Below are 14,721 nucleotides of genomic sequence, written 5' to 3'. Positions count from 1 at the left end.
AGGTCAGGCCAGCGGCTGGGCCTCACCAAACTCGAACACGCCCGGGTTGAGCACCGGGTCCACGCCCACCGGAATCACCGACTTGGGCGGGTAGCGGCCTTCGAGCAGCAGCTTGGAGAGCGGGTTCTCAATGCGCTGCTGAATGGCGCGCTTGAGCGGGCGCGCACCGAACACCGGATCGAAGCCCACCTTGGCCAGTTCGCCAAGTGCGGCTGGCGACACCTCCAGGCGCAGGTCCATCTTGTGCAACCGGGCCTGCAAGGCCTTGAGCTGGATGCCCGCGATGGACTCGATGTGCTTGGCGTCCAGCGCGTGAAACACCACCGTCTCGTCGATGCGGTTGAGGAACTCGGGACGGAAGTGGTTCTTCAGCTCGCCCCAGACGGCTTCCTTCACGTCGTCGTAACCCTCGCCCACCATGGCCTGGATGAGGTGCGAGCCGATGTTGCTGGTCATCACGATGACCGTGTTCTTGAAGTCCACGGTGCGGCCCTGGCCATCGGTCAGGCGGCCATCGTCCAGCACCTGCAGCAGCACGTTGAACACGTCGGGGTGGGCCTTCTCCACCTCATCGAGCAGGATCACGCTGTAAGGTTTGCGGCGCACGGCCTCGGTGAGGTAGCCACCCTCGTCGTAGCCCACATAGCCCGGGGGCGCACCGATCAAGCGGCTCACCGAGTGCTTCTCCATGAACTCGCTCATGTCCACCCGGATCAGGTGGTCTTCGCTGTCAAACAGGAAGCCGGCCAGCGCCTTGCACAGCTCGGTCTTGCCCACGCCGGTGGGGCCCAGGAACAGGAAAGAGCCGGTGGGGCGGTTCGGGTCGGACAGGCCCGAGCGCGAGCGGCGGATGGCGTTGGCCACCGCGCTGATGGCCTCGTCCTGGCCCACCACGCGCTCGTGCAGCTTGTCTTCCATGCGCAGCAGCTTGTCGCGCTCGCCCTGCATGAGCTTGCTCACCGGAATGCCCGTGGCGCGCGCCACCACCTCGGCAATTTCTTCCGCGCCCACCTGGGTGCGCAGCAGCTTGTGGCGGCTGGCGCCGTCGCCCGCGGCCTCCTTGGCCTGCGCTTCCTTGAGCTGCTTCTCCAGTTCAGGCAGGCGCCCGTATTGCAGCTCGGCCACCTTGTTGAAATCGCCCTTGCGCTTGAGCGCCTCGATCTCCAGCTTGACCTTGTCCATCTCCTCGCGCACCGTGCCCGAGGTCTGCACCGTGGCCTTCTCGGCCTTCCAGATTTCGTCGAGGTCGTTGTACTCGCGCTGCAGCTTCACCAACTCTTCCTCGATCAGCGCCAGGCGCTTCTGCGAGGCCTCGTCGGTCTCTTTCTTCACCGCCTCGCGCTCGATCTTGAGCTGAATCATGCGGCGGTCGAGCTTGTCCATCACCTCGGGCTTGGAATCCAGCTCGATCTTGATCTTGGCCGCGGCCTCGTCGATCAGGTCAATGGCCTTGTCGGGCAGGAAGCGGTCGGTGATGTAGCGGTGGCTCAGCTCGGCCGCGGCCACGATGGCCGGGTCGGTGATGTCCACGTTGTGGTGCTTCTCGTAGCGCTCTTGCAGGCCACGCAGGATGGCGATGGTGGCCTCCACCGAGGGCTCGTCCACCAGCACCTTCTGGAAGCGGCGCTCCAGCGCGGCGTCTTTCTCGATGTACTTGCGGTACTCGTCCAGGGTGGTGGCGCCGATGCAGTGCAACTCACCGCGGGCCAGGGCCGGCTTGAGCATGTTGCCCGCGTCGATGGCGCCCTCGGCCTTGCCGGCGCCCACCATGGTGTGGATCTCGTCGATGAACAGGATGATGCGGCCCTCGTCCTGCGACACCTCTTTCAGCACCGCCTTCAGCCGCTCCTCAAATTCGCCACGGAACTTGGCGCCGGCCAGCAGGCCGGCCATGTCCAGCACCAGCACCCGCTTGCCCTTCAAGGTCTCGGGCACCTCGCCGGCCACGATGCGCTGGGCCAGGCCCTCCACGATGGCGGTCTTGCCCACGCCCGGCTCGCCGATGAGCACCGGGTTGTTCTTGCTGCGGCGCTGCAGCACCTGAATGGCACGACGAATCTCGTCGTCGCGGCCGATCACCGGGTCCAGCTTGCCGGCGCGGGCGCGCTCGGTGAGATCCAGCGTGTACTTCTTCAGCGCCTCGCGCTGGCCTTCGGCCTCGGGGCTGTCCACGCCCTGGCCGCCGCGAACGGCGTCGATGGCGGCCTCCAGGCTCTTGCGCGAGAGGCCATGCTCGTTCGCGAGGCGGCCGATCTCGCCCTTGGCGTCGGTCAGGGCCAGCAAAAACAATTCGCTGGCGATGTACTGGTCACCGCGCTTGATCGATTCCTTTTCGGTGGCCTGCAACAGCTTGGCCAGCTCTGGCCCCACCTGCACCTGCTCCTGGCCTTGCACCTGGGGCAGGCGTTTCACGGCCGCCTCGGCCGCCTGCGTCAGGCCCTTCACGTTGACGCCCGCGCGCTGCAGCAGCGACTGCGGGCCATCGGTCTGGCGCAACATGGCCGTCAGCAGGTGAATGGGTTCGATGTAGGCGTGGTCATTGCCCAGCGCGAGGGATTGGGCCTCGCCGAGGGCTTCCTGAAACTTGGTGGTGAGTTTGTCGAGTCGCATGGAACGGCGCTCCGAAAGATTGGGATTGCCCGGCACATGGAGCCGGCGGCGGGCTTTTTCAAGACACCCCACCCAGCATGCCGCCGCCAACCCGGCGCGGCCTTGACGCAGATCAGAAGCGCCAGTAGGCGTAGGCCCAGGCGGTTTGCAGGCCGGCACGGCGGTACAGCGCCAAGGCTGGTGCGTTGGCGGCGTCCACCTGCAGGAACACCCTGGCGATACCTTGGCGACGTGCCGCCAACCCCATGGCCTTCAGCACGCGACCCGCCAGGCCATGCCCACGCCAGGCCAGTTCGGTGCGCATGCCGTGCACGCCCAGCCAGCCGCGCGTGAGCGAGGCGGCGCCGCAGGCCCGCATGGCACCGGCCTCTTCCACCCCCACAAAGGCCGTGCCGGCCGCGCTGGCCAGGGCACGGGCGCGGTGGCGGCCGTCCACCGGGTCCAGCCCCGGGCCCAGGTACATGGCCATCCAGGCGCCTGATGGCGCATCGGCCACCTCGCCGGCCTCGCCCGGCAAGGCCAGGAGCGCAGCCACCGAGCCCACCTGGGTGAGCATCGGCGCATCGCACCGGGCGCCCCGGCGCTGCAATTCGGTGGTGAAAGCCTGAAAGCTGGGCAGCACCGGCAGGCGCAGCACAGGCGGCAGGCCGGCGGCGCGGTAGCGGTTGAGGATCTCGTCAATGGCGGCCAAGTCAGGCGCCGCGTGGCTCAGGGGCACCGCGCTCTTGGCGCGCCCCACCGTGCCGTGGTCAAAGGGCAGCAGCCAGCCCGGCAGGGCTTCCACCCGCTCGGGCGACACCGCCTGCAAGGTGGCGCGCTCAATGGCCGCCACCTCGTCGTCGGCCAGCGGCACGCCCTCAGGCATTGCGGGCGTCAATGCCCCAGCGGGCCAAGGCCTTGTCGTCGCTCACACGGGCGTCCACCCAGCGGGCGCCTTCGGGCGTTTGCTCCTTCTTCCAGAACGGGGCCTGGGTCTTGAGGTAGTCCATCAGGAACTCACAGGCCTGGAAGCTCTCGCCCCGGTGCGCCGAGCTCACGGCCACCAGCACGATCTGGTCGGTGGGCTGCAGCAGGCCCACGCGGTGAATGACCCGTGCGCCCAGGATGTCGAAGCGGCCAAACGCCTCGTCGATCATGGCCTCGATGGCCTTTTCGGTCATGCCCGGGTAGTGCTCCAGCTCCATGGTGCTGACCGACTGGCCCTCGTTGCGGTCGCGCACCGTGCCAATGAAGCTGCACACCGCGCCCACGCCACGGTCTTGGCCGCGAAGCGCCGCCACCTCGGCCGACAGGTCGAAGTCCTGCGTTTGGATGCTCACCCGCTCGGCCATGTCAGCCCCCGGTCACGGGCGGGAAAAAGCCCACCTCGGCGCCATCGGCCAGGGCCGCGCCCTCGTCGGCCATGGCCTGGTTCAGGGCCACGCGCACGGCGCGCCCACGGGCCAGGGCATCGGCGTAAGCGCCGCCACGGGCGATCAGTTCATCGCGCAAGGCGGCCAGCGACGCGGCCTGGGTGTCGATGGTTTCAGCCCCATGGCCCAGGGCCTCACGAATGGACGCGAAGTAACGCAGTTGAATCTTCATGCCAGCAACTCAGCCAGTGAAAGGTAAGAAACGGCATCGCCGTGGGCGATGGTGGTGCCAGCCGGGTTGTCCACCAGGCCATCGCCCCACACGGCCGAGGTGAGCACGCCCGAACTTTGGTTGGGGAACAGGTCCAGCCCGCCGGCCGCGTTGCGGCGCACCCGCAGGAACTCGCGGCGCTTGTCGGCACGCGGCAGGTCGAAGTGCGCCGGCAACTGCACCGGCTGCGGCAGGCCCAGCAGGCGCGCATCGCTCACGCCCTGCAGGGCCAGCAGGAAAGGCCGCACCAGCAGCAAAAAGGTCACGAAGCTCGACACGGGGTTGCCCGGCAGGCCGATGAAGTGGCAAGGCGTGGCCACGTCGGCCCCGGCACCCGCGTCGCGCCGCACCTGGCCATAGGCAAAGGGCTTGCCCGGCTTCATGGCGATCTGCCAGAGGTCAAGGCTGCCGAGCTGTTGCACGGCGGGTTTGATGTGGTCTTCCTCGCCCACCGACACGCCACCGCTGGTGAGGATGAGGTCGTGGTGGTCGGCGGCGGTGCGCAGGGCGGCCAGGGTCAGGTCGCGCCGGTCGGGCACGATGCCCAGGTCGCTCACCTCACAGCCCAGGCGCTGCAGCAGCACACGCAGGAAAAAGCGGTTGGAGTTGTAGATGGCGCCGGGCTTCATGTCTTGCGGCGGCACGTCACCGGGCATCACCAACTCGTCGCCGGTGGAGAACAGCGCCACGCGCGGGCGGGCCACCACGTCCAGCCGGGCCAGGCCCAGGCTGGCGGCCATGCCCAGTGCGGCGGGGTTCAGGCGCTGGCCGCGCGGCAGCACCACGGCACCACGGGTCACGTCTTCGCCGGCGCGGCGAATCCACTGGCCCGGCGCAGGCACCACGTCCACGTGCACCGCGTGCAGGTTGCCGCCCACCTCGCGGGTGTCTTCCTGCATGACGATGGCATCGGCCCCTTCGGGCACCGGGGCACCAGTGAAGATGCGGGCACAGGTACCGGGCTGCAGGGCGTGGCCGAAATGGCCGGCGGGAATGCGCTGGCTCACCGGCAGCACCACACCGGGGGCGGTGATGTCGGCCGTGCGCACGGCATAGCCGTCCATGGACGAGTTGTCGTTCGGCGGCACGTGCAGGGCAGACACCAGGTCGGTGGCCAGCACGCGGCGGTCGGCGTCAAAGGTGGCCACGCTCTCGGTGGCCGTGAGCGGCTGCACACGCGCCAGCAACAGGGCCAGCGCCTCCTCCATCGGCATCAGGGGGGCGCGTCGCGGAGCGTTCATGGGGGCAAAACCTCAAACGGGTGGGGAGTATTCGAATCGGCTGGCATTGTCGACCAACCAGGCGGCCACGTCATCGGCCGCGTTCAAATCCAGCACGGGGCGTGCGGGTGGTTCGGGAAGGACCTCGGGGCTGTCGGTGGCGATGGCCAGCACCTGCGCCTGCGCGGGGTAGATGACCGGCTGGCCGCTGGCCTCTCGCCACACCTCGATCTTGGGCAGGCTGCTCTGTTTGAAGCCCTCCACCAGCACCCAGTCGGGCGCGGCGCTCAGGCGGGCAATGAGCTGGTGCACGTCGTGCACCGCGTCTTGCTCGAACTCGCGCATGAACACCAGCCGCTTGGGCGAGGCGGCCACGATCTCCACCGCGCCGGCCTCGCGGTGGCGCCAGGTGTCTTTGCCGGGGCGATCGATGTCAAAGGTGTGGTGGGCGTGCTTGATGACCGCCACCCGGAAGCCGCGAAAACGCAGCGCGGGAATGAGCTGTTCGACCAGCGTGGTCTTGCCGGACCCGGAGAACCCGGCAAACCCCACGACCCTCATGCGCGAGGGCAGTGCTCGGCAATGTAGGCCTGCACACGCGCGGTGTCGGCCGGCATCACCTGCACCCGCTTGGGCAGCGCCTCGATGCCCTCGAACTTGGCCGGGCGCTCGGGCTCGCGGCCCAGCGCCTCGACGATGGTGGCGGCGAACTTGATCGGCAAAGCCGTTTCCAGCACCACCATGGGCACACCGGCTTGCAAGTGCTCGCGCGCCACCTTCACGCCGTCGGCCGTGTGGGTGTCGATCATCACGCCAAAGCGCTCGAAGGTGTCCTTGATGGTCTGCAAGCGGTTGGCGTGCGTGCTCTTGCCGCTGCGGAAACCGTAGCGAACAGCCGCATCAGCGAACACCGGGTCAGCCCCCAGGTCAAAACGCCCCTCGCGCGAGAGCGCGTCGCCGAACAGCGCCTTGCAGCGCGCGGCGTCACGGCCCAGCAGGTCAAACACAAAGCGCTCGAAGTTGCTGGCCTTGGAGATGTCCATCGACGGGCTGGACGTCTCGTGCGTGTCGGCGCTGCCGCGCACACGGTAAGAGCCCGTGCGGAAGAACTCGTCGAGCACGTCGTTTTCGTTGGTGGCCACCACCAGCGTGGCGATCGGCAGGCCCATCTGGCGGGCCACGTGGCCAGCGCACACATTGCCGAAGTTGCCGCTGGGCACGGTGAACGACACGCGCTGGGCGTTGTCGCTGGTGGCCTGGAAGTAGCCGGCGAAGTAGTACACCACCTGGGCCAGCAGGCGGGCCCAGTTGATCGAGTTCACCGTGCCAATCTGGTAGCGGCGCTTGAAGTCGAGGTCATTGCTGACCGCCTTGACGATGTCCTGGCAGTCATCGAACACGCCCTCGATGGCGATGTTGTGGATGTTCGGGTCTTGCAAGCTGAACATCTGCGCCTGCTGGAAGGGGCTCATGCGGCCGTGCGGGCTGAGCATGAACACGCGCACGCCCTTCTTGCCGCGCATGGCGTACTCGGCCGCGCTGCCGGTGTCGCCACTGGTGGCGCCCAGGATGTTGAGCTCTTCACCACGGCGGGCCAGTTCGTACTCGAACAGGTTGCCCAGCAACTGCATGGCCATGTCCTTGAAGGCCAGCGTGGGGCCGTTGGACAGGGCTTCGAGCCACAGGCCGTCTTCGAGGTGGCGCAGCGGCACGATCTCGCCGGTGCCGAACACCTCGGCGGTGTAGGTCTTGGCGCACAGGGCTTGCAGGTCGGCCGCCGGAATGTCGTCGATGTAGAGCGAGAGGATCTGGAACGCCAGCTCGGCGTAGCCCTGCTCGTGGTAGGCCTTGCGCAACTGGGTCAGCTGGGCGTCGTCGATCAGCGGGTAGTGCTCGGGCAGGTACAGCCCGCCGTCGGGCGCCAGGCCTTCGAGCAGGATGTCGCAGAAATGCTTGCGGTCCGGGTGGCCGCGGGTGGAGAGGTACAGCATGGCGTTCGTCCTGCTCGGGCGTTTAGTTCAGCTCTTCCTTGCGGATGCGCGTGATGGGGGCCAGCACCGTGGGCAGTGCCTGCATCTGAGCGATGGCGTCGTTCATGGTGCCTTCACGCGTGTCGTGCGTGAGGATGATGAGGTCGGTCTGGGTGGAGCCCTCGCCGCCCACTTCGTCGGCCTCGCGCTGCAGCACGGCGTCGATGCTGATGCCGGCGCCGGCCAGGATGCCGGTGACCTTGGCCAGCACGCCAGCCTGGTCGGCCACGCGCAGGCGCAGGTAGTAGCTGGTGACCACTTCGCTCATGGGCAGCACGGGCAGCGCATCCATGGCGTCGGTCAGGGTGTGCGGCTGGAAGGCCAGGTGCGGCACGCGGTGCTCGGGGTCGGCCGTGTGCAGGCGGGCGATGTCCACCAGGTCGGCAATCACGGCGCTGGCCGTGGGCTCGGTGCCCGCGCCCTTGCCGTAGTAGAGCGTGGTGCCCACGGCATCGCCCTGCACCACCACGGCGTTCATGGCGCCTTCGACGTTGGCGATCAGGCGCTTGGCGGGCACCAGGCTCGGGTGCACGCGCAGCTCCACGCCCCCAACGGCTTTGCCGTTGGCATCAAATCTTTCGGCCCGCTTGGTAATGCCCAGCAGCTTGATGCGATAGCCCAACTGCTCGGCGTACTTGATGTCAGCCGCGCCCAGCTTGGTAATGCCTTCCACGTAGGCCTTGTCGAACTGCACCGGGATGCCGAAGGCGATGGCCGACATGATGGTGGCCTTGTGCGCGGCGTCCACGCCCTCGATGTCGAAGGTGGGGTCGGCCTCGGCATAGCCCAGGCGCTGCGCTTCCTTGAGCACCACGTCGAAGTCCAGCCCCTTGTCGCGCATTTCGGACAGGATGAAGTTGGTGGTGCCGTTGATGATGCCGGCAATCCACTGGATGCGGTTGGCCGTGAGGCCCTCGCGCAGCGCCTTGATGATGGGGATGCCACCGGCCACGGCGGCCTCGAAGGCCACCATCACACCCTTGGCCGAAGCGGCCGCGAAGATCTCGGTGCCGTGCACGGCCAGCAGCGCCTTGTTGGCGGTGACCACGTGCTTGCCGGCCGCGATGGCCTCCAGCACCAGCGCCTTGGCAATGCCATAGCCACCGATGAGCTCGACCACGATGTCGATGTCGGGGTTGGCGATGACGGCGCGCGCGTCGTTCACGACCTTCACGTCCGGGCCCACGATGGTCTGGGCACGCGCCACGTCCAGGTCGGCCACCATCGTGATTTCAATGCCACGGCCAGCGCGGCGGCGAATCTCTTCCTGGTTGCGCTTGAGCACGTTGAACGTGCCACTGCCCACGGTGCCAATGCCCAAAAGGCCTACTTGGATCGGTTTCATGTCGGTCGTCAAATCAAAAGAAAGGAATCAGGTACCGTGGCGTTTTCGCCAGTTTTCCAGGAAGCGCGCCACGCGGCCGATGGCCTCGCGCAGGTCGTCTTCGTGGGGCAGGAACACGATGCGGAAGTGCTGGTTGTCGGGGTAGTTGAAGCCCGAGCCCTGCACCAGCATCACGCGGGTCTCTTGCAGCAACTCCAGGAAGAACTGCTGGTCGTCCTCGATGGGGTACAGCTTCGGGTCCAGCCTGGGGAACATGTACAGCGCAGCCGAAGGCTTGACACAGGTCACGCCAGGAATGGCGGTGATGAGTTGGTGTGCGAGGTCGCGCTGCTTGCGCAATCGACCACCCTCGTTCACCAGGTCATTGATGCTCTGGTAGCCACCCAGTGCCGTCTGAATGGCGTACTGCCCCGGCACGTTGGCGCACAGGCGCATGTTCGAGAGCATGTTCAGGCCCTCAATGAAATCGCGCGCCGGCTTCTTGTCGCCCGACACCACCAGCCAGCCCGCACGGTAACCGCACGAGCGGTAGCTCTTGGACAGCGAGTTGAAGGTGAGCGTCAGCACGTCTTCCGACAGGCTGGCCAGCGCGGTGTGCTTCACGCCGTCGTACAGCACCTTGTCGTAGACCTCGTCGGCGAAGATGACCAGGTTGTGCTCGCGCGCCAGTTGCACGATTTGCAGCAGCAGCTCGTCCGAGTACAGCGCACCGGTGGGGTTGTTGGGGTTGATGACCACGATGCCCTTGGTGGCCGGCGTGATCTTGCGGCGAATGTCCTCGAGGTTGGGCATCCAGCCGTTGTCCTCGTCGCACATGTAATGCACAGGCGTGCCACCCGACAGGCTCACGGCGGCCGTCCACAGCGGGTAATCAGGGGCGGGCAACAGCATCTCGTCGCCGTTGTCCAGCAAGGCGTTGGTGGCCATCACGATCAGCTCGCTGGCGCCGTTGCCCAGGTAGATGTCGTCCAGCGTCACGCCCTTGACGCCCTGCTTCTGGGTCTCGTGCATCACCGCCTTGCGCGCCGCGAAGATGCCCTTGCTGTCCGAGTAACCCGCCGAGGTGGGCAGGTTGCGGATCATGTCTTTCTGGATCTCTTCCGGGGCATCGAAGCCGAACACCGCCAGGTTGCCGATGTTCAGCTTGATGATCTTGTGGCCTTCTTCTTCCATCTGCCGCGCCGCGTCCATGATGGGACCGCGGATGTCATAACAGACGTTGGCCAGCTTGGCGGATTTGCGAATGGTCTTCAAGGCGGCTCCCAAAGGGTGCGGAACTCGGGCGGTATAGTCGGCAATCCCCCGAGGGGAAACCCGCCATTTGACCACAATCCGCCGCCCGGCCTGCCCCCGCCACCCCATGAAACTGCACGCAGACAAACCCGATCGAGTGGCCATCACCGGCTACGGTCCCGGCTGGATCGCGGTCAACGGCGAGCGCCACACCACCAGCCTGCTGATCGGTGCAAACGGGACGCTGCAGCCTTGGGATTGCCGCACGTTCGAGGCCCTGACAGCCGAGCACTTCGCCGGCCTTGCCGATTCGAACCCCGAGCTGCTGATCTTCGGCAGCGGGCGCCTGCTGCGCTTCCCCTCTCCCAGCGTGTTGCGCGCACTGCTGGAACGCGGCATCGGCGTGGAGACCATGGACACCGGAGCGGCCTGCCGCACCTTCAACATCCTGGCGGGCGAAGGCAGACGTGTCGCCGCCGCCCTCATCCTGGAGGCCTAGGACAGCGGGGGTTCGGACGGCCGGGCATCCATTCGGGTTAAAATGCGGGGTTGTTCCCCGCTAAGCGGGAGCGGTGCCCCGGCATCGCTCTTGGCGCCGCCAGGGGAATGCCAACGCCTCACCATCCACTTACTCAGGGGTCTCCGCAGCATGGCCGTCGTTGTCAACAAACCCATTCCCGAATTCGAATCTATGGCCACGGGGGGCGTGAAAGTCACTCACCAGAGCCACCTGGGTCAGACGGTCGTACTGTACTTCTACCCCAAGGACAACACCCCTGGCTGTACCACCGAGGCCATGCAGTTCCGCGACAAGTACAAAGACTTCGTCAAGGCGGGCGCGCAGGTGTTCGGCGTGTCGCGCGACAACATGAAGTCGCACGACGAGTTCAAGGCCAAGCTGGAACTGCCCTTCGAGCTGATCGCCGACACCGAAGAAAAAATGTGCCACATGTTCGGTGTGGTCAAGAACAAGATCATGTACGGCAAGAAGGTCAAGGGCATCGAGCGCAGCACCTTCCTGATCGGCGCTGACGGCGTGCTCAAGCAAGAGTGGCGCGGCCTGAAAGTGCCCGGCCATGTGGAAGAGGTGCTCAAGGCCGTCAAGGCCCTCAAGAAGGCCGCCTGACGCCTGTCTCCAGCAGACGACAGCGTCTCGCTGGAAGCGCCACGGGGCTCATGCATAATGAATTCATGACGCCAGGACAGCCAACCGTCCTCTCTTCCTGCCAATCGCCCCGCCGCCCTGAAAGCCGCCCGGTCACACCGGCGGCTTTTTGTTTTTCAGACCCGCGCTGAACACGCTCCTCCCATGCCCCTGCCTCCCGCCCCCGCCAAACGCGCCGCCCTCCTGTCGCCCGAGGCCTACCACCTCAAAGCCGATGCCGCCACGGCAGGCCCCGTGACCGCGCAAGCCGTCGCACCGGTGGCGGCTGCACCGGCCGCCGCCGAGCCCACCACCGCCCGCCGCGGCGGCAGCCGCGCCAAGGGCAGCACCGCCGCTGGCGGCGGTTCGGGCGAGAGCAGCACCACCACCGCCCGAGCCAGTGCCCCAGCCAAGGGCAAGGCCGCCATCCCGGCTGCGCAGCCACCCGCCGCGCAGCCCGCCGTCGCCGCCCCGGCGGCCTCGAATGCCAGCGCCGGCAAATCCTCCACGGCCCGCCGGCGAAGCGCCGCAGCACCTGCCAATGGCGCCAAGCGCCTCTTCGTGCTGGACACCAACGTGTTGCTGCACGACCCGATGAGCCTGTTCCGGTTTGAGGAACACGACATCTTCCTGCCCATGATCGTGCTCGAAGAGCTTGACGGGCACAAAAAGGGCATGACCGAGGTCGCCCGAAACGGCCGCCAGACCAGCCGCACACTGGACGCCCTGGCCGCCCAAACAGGCGCCGACATGACCCAGGGGCTGAAGCTTTCGGCCACCGGCCATCAGTCCGCAAGGGGGCTGCTGTTCTTCCAGACCGAACCCCTGGCCAACGACTTGCCCGCCAGCCTGCCAGCAGGTAAGGCCGACAACCAGATCCTGGGCGTGGTGGCTGCCCTGCGCCAGCGCCACCCTGAGCGCGAGGTCATTCTGGTGTCCAAGGACATCAACATGCGGGTCAAGGCCCGTGCGCTGGGGTTGGCCGCCGAAGATTACGAGAACGACAAGACGCTGGACGACGGCGAGTTGCTCTACCCCGGCTCTTTCGCGCTGCCGCCTGACTTCTGGACGCGGCAGAGCAAGACCATCGAGAGCTGGCAAAGCGGCAGCCACACCTTCTACCGCGTCAGTGGCCCCACGGTGGGACAGCTCTACATCAACCAGTTCGTCTACTTCGAGGCCCCCGGCGAGCCCTCGCTCTACGCACGGGTGGTGGAGATTCGCGACAAGACCGCGGTGCTCAAGACCCTGAAGGACTACACCCACCTGAAGAACGCGGTCTGGGGCGTCACCAGCCGCAACCGCGAACAGAACTTCGCGCTGAACCTGCTGATGGACCCGGAGATCGACTTCGTGACCCTGGCCGGTACGGCGGGTACAGGCAAGACGCTGATGGCGCTGGCCGCGGGCCTCACGCAGGTGCTGGACGACCGCCGCTACACCGAGATCATCATGACCCGGGCCACGGTGAGCGTGGGCGAAGACATCGGCTTCCTACCGGGCACGGAAGAAGAAAAAATGGGCCCCTGGATGGGCGCTCTGGACGACAACCTGGAGTTCCTGGCCAAGGGAGAAGCCGGCGGCGCGGGCGAATGGGGACGTGCTGCCACGAACGAGTTGATCCGCAGCCGCATCAAGGTCAAGAGCATGAACTTCATGCGCGGTCGCACCTTCATGAGCAAGTACGTCATCATCGACGAGGCGCAGAACCTCACGCCCAAGCAGATGAAGACGCTCATCACCCGCGCAGGCCCGGGCACCAAAATCATCTGCATGGGCAACCTCGCCCAGATCGACACGCCCTATCTCACCGAAGGCTCATCGGGCCTCACCTTTGCGGTGGACCGCTTCAAGGGATGGCCGCACGGCGGACACATCACCCTGGCGCGCGGTGAGCGCTCACGCCTGGCCGACTTCGCCAGCGAAGTGCTCTGAGGGCCTCGCGTACCCACAAAAAAACCGGCCAAGGCCGGTTTTTTTGTGCCCGATGGATCGGGTGATCAGTAGTCGTCACCACCCATGCCGCCGCCCACGAGGCTCTCGAAACGCGTGAGCATGTTCAGGAAGGCCAGCTTCACCGTACCGGTGGGGCCGTTACGTTGCTTGCCGATGATGATCTCGGCCACGCCTGGCTCTTTGCAGGTCTCGCGGTTGTAGTACTCGTCGCGGTAGATGAACATGATGATGTCCGCGTCCTGCTCAATGGCGCCGGATTCGCGAAGGTCAGACATCATGGGGCGTTTGTCGGTACGCTGCTCCACCGAACGGTTGAGCTGCGACAGCGCGATCACCGGGCATTGCAGCTCCTTGGCCAGCATCTTCAGGCCCCGGGAGATCTCACCCAGTTCGGTTGCGCGGTTGTCGCCCGAGCTGCCGCCCGAGCCGCTCATGAGCTGCAGGTAGTCAACCACGATCAAACCCAGCTTGCCGCACTGGCGGGCCAAGCGCCGGGCGTTGGCCCGCAACTCGCCAGGGGTAAGACCCGGGGTTTCGTCGATGTGCAGCGAGACGTTGCGCAGCTTTTCGATGGCCTCCGTCAGACGAGGCCACTCGTCATCGGTGAGCTTGCCGTTGCGCAGGTGACCCTGGTTGATGCGACCGATGGAGCCCACGATACGCACCGCGAGCTGGGCCGCACCCATTTCCATGGAGAACACCGCCACCGGCAGGCCTTCGTTCAAGGCCACGTGCTCGGCAATGTTGATGGCGAAGGCGGTCTTACCCATGGACGGGCGGGCCGCCAGCACCACCAGGTCGCCTGGCTGCAGGCCAGAGGTCATGCGGTCAAGATCGATGAAGCCGGTGGGTACCCCGGTGATGTCGTTGGGGTTGTCGGCCATTTCCTGCACGCGGTCGAGCAGGTCGACCACGAGCTTGTCCATGGCCTGGAAGCCCTCCTTCATGCGAGAGCCCTCTTCGCCGATCTTGAAGATCTTTTGCTCGGCCTCGTCCAGGATTTTTTCCACCGGGCGCCCCTGCGGGTTGAAGGCCGCCGTGGCGATCTCTTCGCTGGCGCCCACCAGCTTGCGCAATACCGCACGCTCGCGCACGATTTCAGCGTAACGCCGGATGTTGGCTGCGCTGGGCACGTATTGCGCCAAGGAGTTCAGGTAGGCCAGACCGCCCACGTCATCGGCCTTGCCCAGGTTCTGCAAGTGCTCGAACACCGTGACCACGTCCGCCGGCTTGCTGGCGTTCACGAGCGTGGCGATGGCCGAGAAAGCCAGTTGGTGCTCGTGACGATAGAAGTCGGAGTCGGTGATCAGGTCGGCGATGCGGTCCCAGGCGCTGTTGTCGAGCAACAAGCCACCCAGCACGCTGGACTCGGCCTCAATGGAGTGCGGTGGCACGCGCAGTTGGGCGACCTCACGGTCCTGGCCCAGGCCATCCAGGCCGGCGTCGAAATCGGGGAAGGGGCTCGAAAAGACGGCTGACATGGGATCTGTGGGGTGAAAACACGATGGTACGCGCCTGCGCCGCGGGTGCCTGTGGACAACCCTGTGGAGATGCGGTGCA

Annotated in this window: 13 protein-coding genes; 3 read left to right on the top strand and 10 right to left on the bottom strand. The window is 66.3% G+C overall.

All coding sequences use genetic code 11. The annotated features are described in order from the left end of the window. Window positions 1-3: 3 nt before the first annotated feature. The 9 genes from clpB to ACE3RQ_RS02500 form a co-directional block, all read right to left on the bottom strand. Entirely contained in the window at window positions 4-2,610 is a 2,607-nt protein-coding gene (clpB, locus tag ACE3RQ_RS02540; RefSeq protein WP_374519578.1) for an ATP-dependent chaperone ClpB, read from the bottom strand. Window positions 2,611-2,722: 112 nt separating this feature from the next. Beyond that, window positions 2,723-3,475, bottom strand: coding sequence for a GNAT family N-acetyltransferase (locus ACE3RQ_RS02535; RefSeq protein ID WP_374519576.1), 753 nt, complete (start codon window positions 3,473-3,475; stop codon window positions 2,723-2,725). Continuing rightward, complete coding sequence (locus ACE3RQ_RS02530) at window positions 3,468-3,941, bottom strand: molybdenum cofactor biosynthesis protein MoaE (protein ID WP_374519574.1); 474 nt, start codon at window positions 3,939-3,941, stop codon at window positions 3,468-3,470. Before ACE3RQ_RS02530 ends, ACE3RQ_RS02535 begins: the two co-directional genes overlap by 8 nt. Before the next feature lies 1 nt (window position 3,942). Next, a complete protein-coding gene (locus ACE3RQ_RS02525; protein WP_374519572.1) occupies window positions 3,943-4,194 on the bottom strand; it encodes a MoaD/ThiS family protein in 252 nt (83 codons plus the stop codon). After that, a complete protein-coding gene (gene glp, locus ACE3RQ_RS02520) occupies window positions 4,191-5,474 on the bottom strand; it encodes a gephyrin-like molybdotransferase Glp (RefSeq protein ID WP_374519570.1) in 1,284 nt (427 codons plus the stop codon). Before glp ends, ACE3RQ_RS02525 begins: the two co-directional genes overlap by 4 nt. Window positions 5,475-5,486: 12 nt before the next feature. After that, window positions 5,487-6,014, bottom strand: a complete 528-nt coding sequence (gene mobB / locus ACE3RQ_RS02515; protein WP_374519568.1) for a molybdopterin-guanine dinucleotide biosynthesis protein B — start codon at window positions 6,012-6,014, stop codon at window positions 5,487-5,489. Then, complete coding sequence (thrC, locus tag ACE3RQ_RS02510; protein ID WP_374519566.1) at window positions 6,011-7,444, bottom strand: threonine synthase; 1,434 nt, start codon at window positions 7,442-7,444, stop codon at window positions 6,011-6,013. Before thrC ends, mobB begins: the two co-directional genes overlap by 4 nt. A 22-nt stretch (window positions 7,445-7,466) precedes the next feature. Beyond that, the gene (locus ACE3RQ_RS02505; protein WP_374519564.1) at window positions 7,467-8,828 is read right to left on the bottom strand and encodes a homoserine dehydrogenase; all 1,362 of its coding nucleotides are present in this window, start codon (window positions 8,826-8,828) and stop codon (window positions 7,467-7,469) included. Between the two features lie 27 nt (window positions 8,829-8,855). Next, window positions 8,856-10,082 carry a pyridoxal phosphate-dependent aminotransferase gene (locus tag ACE3RQ_RS02500; RefSeq protein ID WP_374519562.1) on the bottom strand — a complete coding sequence of 409 codons (1,227 nt, stop codon included), beginning with the start codon at window positions 10,080-10,082 and terminating at the stop codon, window positions 8,856-8,858. Window positions 10,083-10,188: 106 nt separating this feature from the next. On the opposite strand from ACE3RQ_RS02500, the gene ACE3RQ_RS02495 reads away from it, so the two are divergent. The 3 genes from ACE3RQ_RS02495 to ACE3RQ_RS02485 all read left to right on the top strand — a co-directional run bounded on the left by ACE3RQ_RS02495 (window position 10,189) and on the right by ACE3RQ_RS02485 (window position 13,140). Further along, on the top strand, window positions 10,189-10,560 hold the full coding sequence (locus tag ACE3RQ_RS02495) for an Mth938-like domain-containing protein (RefSeq protein ID WP_374519560.1): 372 nt from the start codon (window positions 10,189-10,191) through the stop codon (window positions 10,558-10,560). Between the two features lie 150 nt (window positions 10,561-10,710). Beyond that, window positions 10,711-11,187 (top strand): peroxiredoxin, encoded by a 477-nt coding sequence (locus ACE3RQ_RS02490; RefSeq protein WP_374519558.1) that lies wholly within the window; start codon window positions 10,711-10,713, stop codon window positions 11,185-11,187. 183 nt (window positions 11,188-11,370) lie between these two features. After that, window positions 11,371-13,140 (top strand): PhoH family protein, encoded by a 1,770-nt coding sequence (locus ACE3RQ_RS02485; RefSeq protein ID WP_374519557.1) that lies wholly within the window; start codon window positions 11,371-11,373, stop codon window positions 13,138-13,140. Between the two features lie 65 nt (window positions 13,141-13,205). Here ACE3RQ_RS02485 and dnaB read toward each other — a convergent pair whose 3' ends face one another. Beyond that, window positions 13,206-14,642, bottom strand: coding sequence for a replicative DNA helicase (gene dnaB, locus ACE3RQ_RS02480; RefSeq protein ID WP_374519555.1), 1,437 nt, complete (start codon window positions 14,640-14,642; stop codon window positions 13,206-13,208). Window positions 14,643-14,721: the final 79 nt, after the last annotated feature.

Origin of the sequence: Hydrogenophaga sp. (assembly GCF_041913525.1) — a bacterium.
Lineage (GTDB): Bacteria > Pseudomonadota > Gammaproteobacteria > Burkholderiales > Burkholderiaceae_C > Hydrogenophaga.
This window is presented reverse-complemented; position numbering and strand designations above follow the sequence as displayed.

Excerpts from the sequence above, each read along its gene's own strand:
- ACE3RQ_RS02530 (WP_374519574.1), bottom strand. The coding sequence starts at position 3,941 with ATGGCCGAGCGGGTGAGCATCCAAACGCAGGACTTCGACCTGTCGGCC.
- ACE3RQ_RS02505 (WP_374519564.1), bottom strand. The coding sequence starts at position 8,828 with ATGAAACCGATCCAAGTAGGCCTTTTGGGCATTGGCACCGTGGGCAGT.
- ACE3RQ_RS02485 (WP_374519557.1), top strand. The coding sequence starts at position 11,371 with ATGCCCCTGCCTCCCGCCCCCGCCAAACGCGCCGCCCTCCTGTCGCCC.
- ACE3RQ_RS02535 (WP_374519576.1), bottom strand. The coding sequence starts at position 3,475 with ATGCCTGAGGGCGTGCCGCTGGCCGACGACGAGGTGGCGGCCATTGAG.
- ACE3RQ_RS02525 (WP_374519572.1), bottom strand. The coding sequence starts at position 4,194 with ATGAAGATTCAACTGCGTTACTTCGCGTCCATTCGTGAGGCCCTGGGC.
- ACE3RQ_RS02495 (WP_374519560.1), top strand. The coding sequence starts at position 10,189 with ATGAAACTGCACGCAGACAAACCCGATCGAGTGGCCATCACCGGCTAC.
- ACE3RQ_RS02490 (WP_374519558.1), top strand. The coding sequence starts at position 10,711 with ATGGCCGTCGTTGTCAACAAACCCATTCCCGAATTCGAATCTATGGCC.
- dnaB (WP_374519555.1), bottom strand. The coding sequence starts at position 14,642 with ATGTCAGCCGTCTTTTCGAGCCCCTTCCCCGATTTCGACGCCGGCCTG.
- thrC (WP_374519566.1), bottom strand. The coding sequence starts at position 7,444 with ATGCTGTACCTCTCCACCCGCGGCCACCCGGACCGCAAGCATTTCTGC.
- glp (WP_374519570.1), bottom strand. The coding sequence starts at position 5,474 with ATGAACGCTCCGCGACGCGCCCCCCTGATGCCGATGGAGGAGGCGCTG.
- clpB (WP_374519578.1), bottom strand. The coding sequence starts at position 2,610 with ATGCGACTCGACAAACTCACCACCAAGTTTCAGGAAGCCCTCGGCGAG.
- mobB (WP_374519568.1), bottom strand. The coding sequence starts at position 6,014 with ATGAGGGTCGTGGGGTTTGCCGGGTTCTCCGGGTCCGGCAAGACCACG.